The 12283-nt window shown below is 45.8% G+C and carries 8 protein-coding genes; 7 read left to right on the top strand and 1 reads right to left on the bottom strand.

The window, feature by feature from the left end; genetic code table 11:
* Positions 1-5 precede the first annotated feature (5 nt).
* From nusG to rpoC, 7 genes are all read left to right on the top strand, one after another.
* Positions 6-551: a transcription termination/antitermination protein NusG gene (nusG, locus tag Q7674_RS20870; protein WP_008986024.1), complete on the top strand. Its 546-nt coding sequence runs from the start codon at positions 6-8 to the stop codon at positions 549-551.
* A gap of 125 nt (positions 552-676) precedes the next feature.
* Positions 677-1105, top strand: a complete 429-nt coding sequence (gene rplK / locus Q7674_RS20865) for a 50S ribosomal protein L11 (protein ID WP_008986025.1) — start codon at positions 677-679, stop codon at positions 1103-1105.
* Between the two features lie 4 nt (positions 1106-1109).
* Complete coding sequence (gene rplA, locus Q7674_RS20860) at positions 1110-1814, top strand: 50S ribosomal protein L1 (protein WP_008986026.1); 705 nt, start codon at positions 1110-1112, stop codon at positions 1812-1814.
* Positions 1815-2049: 235 nt separating this feature from the next.
* Positions 2050-2544 carry a 50S ribosomal protein L10 gene (gene rplJ, locus Q7674_RS20855; RefSeq protein ID WP_008986027.1) on the top strand — a complete coding sequence of 165 codons (495 nt, stop codon included), beginning with the start codon at positions 2050-2052 and terminating at the stop codon, positions 2542-2544.
* Positions 2545-2603: 59 nt separating this feature from the next.
* Positions 2604-2969 carry a 50S ribosomal protein L7/L12 gene (gene rplL, locus Q7674_RS20850; RefSeq protein ID WP_008986028.1) on the top strand — a complete coding sequence of 122 codons (366 nt, stop codon included), beginning with the start codon at positions 2604-2606 and terminating at the stop codon, positions 2967-2969.
* 225 nt (positions 2970-3194) lie between these two features.
* Positions 3195-7220, top strand: coding sequence for a DNA-directed RNA polymerase subunit beta (gene rpoB / locus Q7674_RS20845; protein ID WP_305423262.1), 4026 nt, complete (start codon positions 3195-3197; stop codon positions 7218-7220).
* A gap of 100 nt (positions 7221-7320) precedes the next feature.
* Entirely contained in the window at positions 7321-11538 is a 4218-nt protein-coding gene (gene rpoC, locus Q7674_RS20840) for a DNA-directed RNA polymerase subunit beta' (protein WP_008986030.1), read from the top strand.
* Between the two features lie 168 nt (positions 11539-11706).
* Here rpoC and Q7674_RS20835 read toward each other — a convergent pair whose 3' ends face one another.
* A complete protein-coding gene (locus Q7674_RS20835; protein WP_008986031.1) occupies positions 11707-12192 on the bottom strand; it encodes an Rsd/AlgQ family anti-sigma factor in 486 nt (161 codons plus the stop codon).
* Positions 12193-12283 lie beyond the last annotated feature (91 nt).

Below are 12283 nucleotides of genomic sequence, written 5' to 3'. Positions count from 1 at the left end.
AATTCATGAGCGAAGCTCCAAAAAAACGATGGTATGTAGTACAGGCTTTTTCTGGTTTTGAAGGCCGAGTTGCACAGTCACTGCGCGAGCATATCAAAATGCACGGTATGGAAGAGCACTTTGATGAAGTTCTTGTACCTACTGAAGAAGTAGTAGAAGTACGTGCAGGCCAGCGCCGCAAGAGCGAGCGTAAGTTCTTCCCAGGTTACGTGCTAGTAAACATGGTAATGAACGACGAAACATGGCACCTAGTACGCAGTATTCCACGTGTTATGGGCTTCATTGGCGGTACATCTGATCGTCCTGCTCCGATTTCTGATAAAGAAGCGGACGCGATCCTTAACCGTCTACAGCAAGCTAGTGAGTCTCCTGTTCATAAGACAGTATTTGAACCAGGTGAAGTGGTACGTGTGACTGACGGTCCATTTGCTGACTTCAATGGTACAATTGAATCAGTTGATTACGATAAGAGCCGTGTTAAGGTTTCTGTATCGATCTTTGGTCGTGCAACACCAGTAGAACTAGAGTTCGGTCAAGTAGAAAAGAACTGATCAAATTCTGTTCAAGTTGTATTGTCAGGGGCGTGGAATTAAGCTATAATTTCGCGCCCTTTCGTTAGACGGGGAGTCTGTTTGTTTAAAAATAGACGTTTGAACCCAAATTTAGGTAAATAGCAATGGCTAAAAAAGTAGAAGCTTACATCAAGCTGCAAGTTGCAGCTGGTATGGCAAACCCTAGTCCACCAGTTGGTCCAGCACTTGGTCAACACGGTGTTAACATCATGGAATTCTGTAAAGCGTTCAACGCTAAGACTGACTCTCTAGAGAAAGGTCTTCCAACTCCAGTTGTTATCACAGTATACAGCGACCGTTCTTTCACGTTCGTAACTAAGACTCCACCTGCAGCAGTTCTTCTGCTTAAAGCAGCTGGCCTTAAGTCTGGTTCAGGTCGTCCAAACACTGAGAAAGTAGGTACTGTAACTGACGCTCAGATCCAAGAGATCGCTGAGACTAAAGCTGCAGACATGACTGGTGCTGATATTGAAGCTATGAAGCGTTCAATTGCTGGTACTGCTCGCTCAATGGGCCTAGTGGTAGAGGGTTAATAAGATGGCTAAACTGACTAAGCGCATGCGCGTTATCCGTGAAAAAGTTGATGCTACTCGTGAGTACGAAATCAACGAAGCTGTTGCTCTTCTAAAAGAACTAGCTACTGCTAAATTCAATGAAAGCGTTGACGTTGCTGTTAACCTAGGCATTGATGCACGTAAATCTGACCAAAACGTACGTGGTGCAACTGTACTACCAAACGGTACTGGTCGTGATATCCGTGTTGCTGTGTTCACTCAAGGTGCAAACGCAGAAGCTGCTAAAGAAGCTGGTGCTGATCTAGTGGGTATGGAAGATCTTGCTGAGCAAGTTAAGAAAGGCGAAATGAACTTTGACGTAGTTATCGCATCTCCAGATGCAATGCGCGTTGTTGGTCAACTAGGTACTATCCTAGGTCCTCGCGGTCTTATGCCAAACCCTAAAGTTGGTACTGTAACTCCTAACGTTGCTGAAGCAGTTAAGAATGCTAAAGCGGGTCAGGTTCGTTACCGTAACGACAAAAACGGCATCATCCACACTACTATCGGTAAAGTGGACTTTGAAGCCGCTCAACTACAAGAGAACTTAGAAGCTCTTCTAGTTGCACTGAAGAAAGCTAAGCCTTCTTCAGCTAAAGGTACTTTCATTAAGAAAGTAAGCATCTCTACTACTATGGGTGCAGGCGTAGCGTTAGATCAGAACTCTCTGAAAACTAACGTAGCGTAATAATTTGCAGAAGCGATAAGTTAGTGTATAATTTGTCGCTTCCGAATTCGTGGCTGGGGCTAATTGCTTGCAGTTAGCCTCCGTCAAAGACCGTAGGCGTTCTTCGGAACTTAATAATTCACCTACGTAGACGGTGCCAGAACATGATTGATGTATGTCTTTCTTGGATCTGCGCCGTAAGACTCTCCTGCTATTTTGGCAGTGAGTGGTGTAAAACAATCCAGGAGCAAATCCAATGGCATTAAATCTTCAAGACAAAAAAGCAATTGTTGCTGAAGTCAACGAAGCTGCCAACGGTGCACTTTCTGCTGTTGTTGCTGACTCTCGCGGTGTTACTGTGGGTGCGATGACTACTTTACGTAAGCAAGCTCGTGAAGCTGGCGTATACGTAAAAGTTGTTCGTAACACACTAGCACGCCGTGCAGTTGAAGGTACTGATTTCGAATGTCTTAAAGACGTTTTCGTTGGTCCTTCACTAATCGGTTTCTCTAACGAGCACCCAGGTGCTGCAGCGCGTCTTTTCAAAGACTTCGCTAAAGAGAACAAATCTTTCGAGATCAAAGCAGCTGCATTTGAAGGCGCTGTTGCAAACGTTGAAGTACTAGCAACTCTACCAACTTACGACGAAGCTATCGCACGCCTAATGATGTGCATGAAAGAAGCGTCTGCTGGTAAACTTGTACGTACTATCGCTGCAGTACGTGATCAGAAAGAAGAAGCTGCTGCTTAATTGCAAAGCTTTATCTGATTACTATTTAAACTTATTGTTGACTTTTAAAGAGAATTGTTATGTCTATCACTAACGAGCAAATCCTAGACGCAGTTGCAGAAATGTCTGTAATGCAAGTTGTTGAACTAATCGAAGCTATGGAAGAGAAGTTCGGTGTTACTGCTGCAGCTGCAGTTGTAGCAGGCGGCGCAGCTGCAGACGCAGCTGAAGAGCAAACTGAATTCGACGTAATCCTAACTGCTGCTGGTGCTAACAAAGTTGCTGTAATCAAAGCAGTACGTGGCGCAACTGGCCTAGGTCTTAAAGAAGCTAAAGCTGTAGTAGACGGCGCTCCAGCACCTCTAAAAGAAGGCGTTGAGAAAGCTGAAGCTGAAGCTCTTAAAGCTCAACTAGAAGAAGCTGGTGCTTCTGTTGAAATCAAGTAATCATTATTTGATTTCCTAGCCTTTTAGGCTATTGGCTGGTGGCAAATTGCTACCTGCCTTTTTGCGCTGTAGGGCGGTGGTATTTTTCACCTTGTTTTGTATCCACTGTCTAGCAAAAAATGCCCCTGATTTCACCGGGTCATTCCTACACATAAACAAAGTTTAGTCTCTACCCCCGTTTGTTTTGGGGTAGTTTGGATCACTTATCAGCGATCTGAGGAACCTATGGTTTACTCTTATACCGAGAAAAAGCGTATCCGTAAGGATTTTGGTAAGCGTCCGCAAGTTTTGGAAGCTCCATACTTGCTGTCGATCCAGCTTGATTCTTTCCAAAAATTTATCGAGCAGGATCCAGAAGGGCATTACGGTCTAGAAGCTGCCTTTCGCTCTGTTTTTCCAATCCAGAGCTATAACGGCAATTCCGAGCTGCAATACGTTAGCTATCGTCTCGGTGAGCCGGTCTTCGATGTTAAAGAATGTCAGATTCGTGGCGTAACTTATTCTGCTCCACTACGTGTGAAGCTACGTCTTGTCATGTACGATAAAGACGCGCTAGCTGGCACTGTAAAAGACATTAAAGAACAAGAAGTTTACATGGGCGAAATTCCGCTCATGACAGATAACGGTACATTCGTTATTAACGGTACCGAGAGGGTTATCGTATCCCAGCTACACCGTAGCCCGGGTGTCTTCTTCGACAGCGATAAGGGTAAGACCCACTCCTCAGGTAAAGTGTTATATAACGCTCGTGTAATCCCTTACCGTGGTTCATGGTTGGATTTCGAGTTCGATCCTAAGGATAGTGTATTCGTACGTATCGACCGTCGTCGTAAATTACCTGCGTCTATCATCCTTCGTGCACTTAACTACACAACAGATCAGATCCTTGACATGTTCTTCGAAAAAATTCATTTCGAAGTTCAAGGCAAGTCTCTTGTTATGGAGTTGGTACCGGATCGTCTACGTGGTGAAACTGCAAGCTTTGATATCGAAGCAAACGGCACTGTATACGTAGAGAAAGGTCGTCGCATCACTGCTCGTCACATTCGCCAATTAGGCAAAGACGGCGTTGATCACATCGAAGTACCTGTTGAATACATCGTTGGCAAGATCGCATCACGTGATTACATCGATGAAAATACTGGTGAACTGATTGTCGCGGCTAACCAGGAATTAAGCCTGGAAGCATTAGCACTTCTATCTCAGGCGGGTCACAAGTCTATCGACGTTCTATTTACGAACGATCTAGACCACGGTCCTTATATGTCAGATACACTACGTATCGACAATACAACTGACCGTTTAAGTGCATTGGTAGAAATCTACCGCATGATGCGCCCTGGCGAGCCACCAACACGTGAAGCAGCAGAGCAACTTTTCGAAAGCTTGTTCTTCTCTGAAGATCGTTACGATCTGTCTGCTGTTGGTCGTATGAAGTTCAACAGCTCTCTTCTTCGTGATGAGACAACTGGCCCAGGTACACTAGACCACGCTGACATCATCGATGTTATGCGTAAACTGATCGATATCCGTAACGGTAAAGGTGAAGTTGATGATATCGACCACCTAGGTAACCGTCGTATTCGTTCTGTTGGCGAAATGGCTGAAAACCAATTCCGCGTAGGTCTAGTACGTGTTGAGCGTGCTGTTAAAGAGCGTCTAAGCCTAGGCGATCTTGATGCAATCATGCCTCAAGATTTAATTAACGCTAAGCCTATTTCTGCGGCAGTAAAAGAGTTCTTTGGCTCTTCTCAGCTGTCTCAGTTTATGGACCAGAACAACCCACTGTCAGAAGTTACTCACAAACGTCGTATCTCGGCGCTTGGTCCAGGTGGTCTGACTCGTGAGCGTGCTGGCTTCGAAGTACGTGACGTACACGCGACTCACTACGGTCGCCTATGTCCTATCGAAACGCCTGAAGGTCCAAACATCGGTCTAATCAACTCGCTATCTGTATTTGCGCGTTGTAACCCTTACGGTTTCTTGGAAACACCTTACCGTAAAGTGGTAGACGGAAAAGTTTCAGAAGAAATCGAATACCTATCTGCAATTGAAGAAGGTCTATACGTTATTGCTCAGGCGAACGCCGCGCTTAACGAAGACGGTTCATTTGCTGACGAGTTGATCACTGCTCGTCAGAAAGGTGATTCAGGTCTGCACCCACGTGACCATGTTCAGTACATGGACGTTGCAACTAACCAGGTTGTATCGGTGGCGGCATCTCTGATCCCGTTCCTAGAACACGATGATGCTAACCGTGCCCTAATGGGTGCGAACATGCAACGTCAGGCAGTTCCAACTATCCGTGCTGATAAGCCGCTAGTAGGTACTGGTATTGAGCGTCAAATCGGTGTTGATTCTGGTGTTACAGCTGTAGCTAAACGTGGTGGTACAGTTCAGTCTGTAGATGCATCTCGTATCGTTATCAAAGTTAACGACGACGAGTTGATCCCTGGTGAAGCAGGTATCGATATCTACAACTTAACTAAGTACACGCGTTCTAACCAGAACACATGTATTAACCAGCGTCCAACCGTGCTACCTGGTGAGCCAGTATCACGTGGTGATGTACTTGCTGATGGTCCTTCAACAGACCTTGGTGAGCTTGCGCTTGGTCAAAACATGCGTATCGCGTTCATGCCTTGGAACGGTTACAACTTCGAGGACTCCATCTTAGTTTCTGAGCGTGTAGTTCAGGAAGATCGTTTCACAACTATCCACATCCAAGAGCTTTCTTGTGTGGCGCGTGATACGAAGCTGGGTTCTGAAGAAATTACTGCCGACATCCCTAACGTGGGTGAAGCAGCACTTTCTAAGTTGGACGAGTCAGGTATCGTTTACATCGGTGCTGAAGTGAAGGGTGGCGACATCCTAGTTGGTAAAGTGACACCTAAGGGTGAAACACAACTAACACCTGAAGAGAAGCTACTACGTGCGATCTTCGGTGAGAAAGCATCTGATGTTAAAGATTCATCTCTACGTGTTCCTGGTAGTGTGACTGGTACGATCATTGACGTACAAGTATTCACTCGTGATGGCGTTGAGAAAGACAAGCGTGCTCTTGAAATTGAAGAGATGCAGCTGAAAGAAGCGAAGAAAGATATCACAGAAGAATTCCAGATCCTTGAGGGTGGTCTTCTTGCTCGTGTTCGTACGCTTCTGCTATCTGCGGGTTACAGTGAAGACAAGATTGCTTCAATGAACCGCGATGCACTATTCGCTGTTACGCTTGACGACGAAGCACTACAAAACCAATTGGAACAGCTTGCAGAGCAGTATGATGAACTGAAAGCTGAGTTCGATAAGAAGTTTGAATCTAAGCGTCGTAAGATCACTCAAGGTGATGACCTAGCACCTGGCGTACTTAAGATTGTTAAAGTATACCTAGCTGTTAAGCGTCGCATCCAACCGGGTGATAAGATGGCGGGTCGTCACGGTAACAAGGGTGTTATCTCTAAGATTAACCCTGTTGAAGACATGCCTTACGATGAGAAAGGTCAAACGGTTGATATCGTTCTGAACCCACTGGGTGTACCTTCTCGTATGAACATCGGTCAGATCCTTGAGACTCACTTAGGTCTTGCGGCGAAAGGTATCGGTGACAAACTTAACGACATGCTGAAAGAGCAGCAGGAGTTACACAAGTTCCGTAACTTCCTACAGAAAGTTTACGATCTAGGCGATACTCGTCAGAAAGTAGACGTTGCTGCACTAACAGATGACGAAGTACGTACACTTGTACAAAACCTTCGTAAAGGTCTACCTATTGCAACTCCAGTATTTGATGGCGCACCTGAACCATCAATCAAAGAGCTGCTAAAACTGGGTGATCTACCAGAGTCTGGTCAGCTGAAGTTGTTTGATGGCCGTACTGGTGATGCATTTGAGCGTCCTGTAACTGTTGGTTACATGTACATGCTTAAGCTGAACCACTTGGTTGATGACAAGATGCACGCCCGTTCTACCGGTTCTTACAGCCTTGTTACTCAGCAGCCGCTGGGTGGTAAAGCTCAGTTCGGTGGTCAGCGTTTCGGTGAGATGGAAGTGTGGGCGCTTGAAGCATACGGCGCAGCATACACCCTTCAAGAAATGCTAACCGTTAAGTCGGATGACGTTAACGGCCGTACGAAGATGTATAAGAACATCGTTGACGGTGATCATCGTATGGAACCAGGTATGCCGGAATCATTCAACGTATTGTTGAAAGAAATCCGCTCGTTGGGTATTAACATCGAGCTGGAAGACGAGTAAGCCTAGGTTAGTCACCTATACTTATTAGTTACTCCGGTATAAATATGAAGGCGCCAGTAGACTGGCGCCTTTATGGGTCAACTCCTCACAGGAGCCGAATGTGAAAGACTTACTTAAGTTTCTGAAAGCACAACATAAGACCGAAGAATTTGATGCAATCAAAATCGGTCTAGCTTCACCTGACATGATCCGTTCATGGTCTTTTGGTGAAGTTAAGAAGCCAGAAACAATCAACTATCGTACCTTCAAGCCTGAGCGTGACGGTCTTTTCTGTGCACGTATCTTTGGCCCGGTAAAAGACTACGAGTGTCTTTGTGGCAAGTACAAGCGCCTGAAGCACCGTGGTGTTATCTGTGAAAAATGTGGTGTTGAAGTTACTCAGACTAAAGTACGCCGTGAGCGTATGGGTCACATTGAGCTTGCTTCACCTGTTGCTCACATCTGGTTCTTAAAGTCACTGCCATCTCGTATCGGTCTGTTAATGGACATGCCTCTACGTGATATCGAGCGTGTACTTTACTTCGAATCATATGTAGTAATCGAACCAGGTATGACCAACCTTGAGCGTAGCCAGCTGCTTTCTGAAGAGCAGTACTTGGATGCACTTGAAGAGTGGGGCGATGAGTTCGACGCTAAGATGGGCGCAGAAGCGGTTAAAGCACTTTTAGGTAACATGGACCTAAGCGCTGAAATCGAAAACATGCGTGAAGAGTTAGAAGAAACTAACTCTGAAACTAAGCGTAAGAAGCTAACTAAGCGTCTTAAGCTAGTTGAAGCTTTCCTACAGTCAGGTAACAACCCAGAGTGGATGATCCTGTCTGTACTGCCAGTTCTACCGCCGGATCTACGTCCGTTGGTACCACTAGACGGCGGCCGTTTCGCGACTTCAGATCTGAACGATCTTTACCGTCGTGTAATCAACCGTAACAACCGTCTGAAGCGTCTTTTAGACCTGGCTGCTCCTGATATCATCGTACGTAACGAAAAGCGTATGCTTCAGGAATCTGTTGATGCATTACTAGATAACGGTCGTCGTGGCCGCGCTATCACTGGCTCTAACAAGCGTCCTCTGAAATCTCTTGCTGATATGATCAAGGGTAAACAAGGTCGTTTCCGTCAGAACCTTCTTGGTAAGCGTGTAGACTACTCAGGTCGTTCTGTTATCACAGTAGGTCCATACCTACGTCTGCATCAGTGTGGTCTTCCTAAGAAGATGGCACTAGAGCTATTTAAGCCATTCATCTACGGTAAGCTAGAGACTCGTGGTCTTGCGACGACAATCAAAGCTGCTAAGAAGATGGTTGAGCGTGAAGAAGCAGTAGTTTGGGATATCCTAGACGAAGTTATTCGCGAACACCCAGTAATGCTTAACCGTGCACCAACACTGCACCGTCTAGGTATTCAGGCGTTTGAACCAATCCTAATCGAAGGTAAAGCGATTCAGCTTCACCCACTTGTGTGTGCGGCATACAACGCCGACTTCGATGGTGACCAGATGGCGGTTCACTTGCCGTTGACTCTTGAAGCACAGCTAGAAGCACGTGCGCTTATGATGTCAACAAACAACATCCTTTCACCTGCATCAGGTGATCCGATCATCGTACCTTCTCAGGACGTTGTATTGGGTCTTTACTACATGACGCGTGAGAAAATCAACGCGAAAGGTGAAGGCATGTACCTTGCTGGACCAGCTGAAGCTGAGAAAGCATACCGTACTAAGATGGCAGAGCTTCACGCTCGCGTTAAAGTACGTATTACAGAATACGTGAAAGACGAGCAGGGTAACTTAGTTGAGAAAACTGAACTAGTTGATACTACTGTTGGTCGTGCAATGCTATGGCCTATCGTACCGAAAGGTCTGCCATACAGCCTTGTGAACACTGAAGCACTAGGTAAGAAGCAAATTTCTAAGCTTCTTAACACTTGTTACCGTGAATTGGGCATGAAAGATACTGTTATCTTCGCTGACCAAATCATGTACACAGGTTTTGCTTACGCTGCACTTTCTGGTGTATCTGTTGGTATCGACGATATGGTTGTACCTGCAGCTAAGTACACTAAGATCGCAGAAGCTGAAGCTGAAGTTGCTGAAATTCAAGAGCAGTTCCAGTCAGGTCTTGTAACTGCTGGTGAACGTTACAACAAAGTTATCGATATCTGGGCGACAGCGAACGAACAAGTTGCTAAAGCGATGATGGATAACCTGTCTTTTGACACTGTTATTAACCGTGACGGTGAAGAAGAGCAGCAAAAATCGTTCAACAGCGTATACATGATGGCCGACTCTGGTGCTCGTGGTTCTGCAGCTCAGATTCGTCAGCTTGCTGGTATGCGTGGTCTGATGGCTAAGCCGGATGGCTCAATCATCGAAACACCGATCACAGCGAACTTCCGTGAAGGTCTAAACGTACTTCAGTACTTTATCTCTACTCACGGTGCTCGTAAGGGTCTTGCGGATACCGCACTTAAGACAGCGAACTCAGGTTACCTGACTCGTCGTCTAGTAGACGTTGCTCAAGACGTTGTTATTACAACTGATGACTGTGGCACTCACGCTGGTATCACTATGATGCCTCTAATCGAGGGTGGTGATGTTAAAGAGCAACTAGGTGACCGCGTACTTGGTCGTGTTGTTGCTGAAGACGTTCTAAAACCTGGTACAGAAGAAGTTCTAGCACCTCGTAACACGCTTCTTGATGAGAAGTGGTGTGAGATCCTAGAAGCGAACTCTGTAGACCAAGTTAAAGTACGTTCTGTTGTAACGTGTGAGAATGACTTCGGTTGTTGTAAGTTCTGTTACGGTCGTGACCTTGCTCGCGGTCACTTGGTTAACTCTGGTGAAGCAGTGGGTGTTGTTGCTGCTCAGTCAATCGGTGAACCAGGTACACAGCTTACAATGCGTACGTTCCACATCGGTGGTGCGGCATCAGCAGCGGCAGCAGACAATAGCGTTGTAGTGAAAACTACAGGTTCTATGAAGCTGCACAATGCTAAGTTCGTAACCAACAACGCAGGTAAGCTTGTAGTAACATCACGTGCTGCTGAATTAACCATCATTGATGAGTTCGGTCGTACGAAAGAGAACTACAAACTGTCTTACGGTACAATCCTGAACAAGGGTGACGGTGCAGAAGTTGTTGCTGGTGAAACAGTAGCAAACTGGGAAGCGCACACCATGCCAATCATCACTGAAGTGGCAGGTCGCATCCAGTTCGTTGACATGATCGACGGCGTAACAGTTTCTCGTCAAACAGATGACCTAACTGGTCTATCTTCAAGCGAAGTAACTGATGCAGCAGCTCGTCCAGCAGCAGGTAAAGATATGCGTCCAGCTATCAAACTTGTTGATGAAGATGGTAACGATGTAATGATCCCTGGTACTGAAATGCCAGCTCAATACTTCCTACCAGGTAAGGCGATTGTTCAGCTTGACGACGGCGCTATGGTTGGTATCGGTGATACGCTTGCACGTATCCCACAAAAATCTGGCGGTAACAAGGATATCACGGGTGGTCTACCACGCGTTGCTGACTTGTTCGAAGCTCGTAAGCCTAAAGAGCCTGCGATCCTTGCTGAAATTACAGGTACTGTATCTTTCGGTAAAGAGACTAAAGGTAAGCGTCGTTTGATCATCACTCCAGCTGAAGGTCAACCGTACGAAGAGATGATCCTGAAACACCGTCAGCTTAACGTTTTCGAAGGCGAAAAAGTTGAGAAGGGCGATGTGATTGCAGATGGTCCAGAAACTCCACACGATATTCTACGTCTACGTGGCGTACACGCAGTAGCAGAATACATCGTGAACGAGGTTCAGGAAGTTTACCGTCTACAAGGCGTTAAGATTAACGATAAGCACATTGAAACTATCGTTCGTCAGATGCTACGTAAGGTAACTATCACTGCTGCAGGTGATTCTGAGTTCCTAGAAGGCGAGCAAGTTGAATTCTCTCGCGTAACGATTGCTAACCGTCAGCTTGAAGCTGAAGGTAAGACACCTGCAAGTTACTCTCGTGACTTACTAGGTATCACTAAAGCATCGCTTGCGACTGAGTCATTCATCTCAGCAGCATCGTTCCAGGAAACAACGCGCGTACTAACAGAAGCAGCTGTTTCTGGTAAGCGTGATGACCTACGTGGTCTGAAAGAAAACGTAATCGTGGGTCGTCTGATCCCAGCGGGTACTGGTTTCTCTTACCACCAACGTCGTCAACAGCAGCGTGACGTTGAGCTTGAGCCTGTAGCACCACAAGTGGATGCAGAGCAAGCTTCTCAAGATCTTGCAGCGCTACTAAACGCAGGTCTTAACGACGAGAATTAATTCTCAGCGTGATTGATTTAAAAGGCATCCTTCGGGGTGCCTTTTTTATTGCCTGTAATAAAGCAATATCAATAGGTGGCTGGTGGATGATAAAGACAAGAGAAAGATTGAGGATTAACGATGAGGTGGCAGCATGGCGTTGCTGCCACAATATTAAGGTGGTGTTTTTTACGCGCCTGGTGGGCAGGATAAGCTATCGCTGATAAGCTCAATGAGTTTATCTTCTAACCCAAAGCGCATTTCCATGAGCTCACCGACTTTTGATAAATCATCATCAAAATGAGTGAGCAGATCATCATCCTTTATTGAATGGTATCGGTCATGGAAATTGAGTAGTGGATCGGTGGTTAGGGTAATTTTGGCGTAGAGTGCAGAAATTTCTTCGGTAGGTGAATAACCTGTTTGATGCCAGCGTTCCATTACGCTATCGTAAATTTTGAAGTGACCTGCTGAAATGTAATCAACAAGGGCTTCATTAAATAACGTCAGTTGAGATGCGGTTGGAAGTTGGCGGTTTTTTGCCGCTTCGGTTGGGGAAAGACCTGCAAGTTTACAGTAATCGATAAGCAGTTGTTGACGCATCATCAGCCATTGATCAATGACGTCATTATGACCGCCCCATTCTTTTTTGACTTGTTCGAATTTACTAAGCATGAGCACGTCCTCATGATCTTGTCTGTATCGTGAAAGCGATAGACTTTGATCCTTCTCTTTATAAAGAGATCTCGTTATTCGGATAACTACT

Source organism: Photobacterium leiognathi (assembly GCF_030685535.1).
Classification (GTDB): domain Bacteria; phylum Pseudomonadota; class Gammaproteobacteria; order Enterobacterales; family Vibrionaceae; genus Photobacterium; species Photobacterium leiognathi.
This window is presented reverse-complemented; position numbering and strand designations above follow the sequence as displayed.

What these genes read in the sequence shown, in the direction of transcription:
- nusG (WP_008986024.1), top strand. Translation starts at nt 6, where the DNA reads ATGAGCGAAGCTCCAAAAAAACGATGGTATGTAGTACAGGCTTTTTCT.
- Q7674_RS20835 (WP_008986031.1), bottom strand. Translation starts at nt 12,192, where the DNA reads ATGCTTAGTAAATTCGAACAAGTCAAAAAAGAATGGGGCGGTCATAAT.
- rpoB (WP_305423262.1), top strand. Translation starts at nt 3,195, where the DNA reads ATGGTTTACTCTTATACCGAGAAAAAGCGTATCCGTAAGGATTTTGGT.
- rplJ (WP_008986027.1), top strand. Translation starts at nt 2,050, where the DNA reads ATGGCATTAAATCTTCAAGACAAAAAAGCAATTGTTGCTGAAGTCAAC.
- rplL (WP_008986028.1), top strand. Translation starts at nt 2,604, where the DNA reads ATGTCTATCACTAACGAGCAAATCCTAGACGCAGTTGCAGAAATGTCT.
- rplK (WP_008986025.1), top strand. Translation starts at nt 677, where the DNA reads ATGGCTAAAAAAGTAGAAGCTTACATCAAGCTGCAAGTTGCAGCTGGT.
- rplA (WP_008986026.1), top strand. Translation starts at nt 1,110, where the DNA reads ATGGCTAAACTGACTAAGCGCATGCGCGTTATCCGTGAAAAAGTTGAT.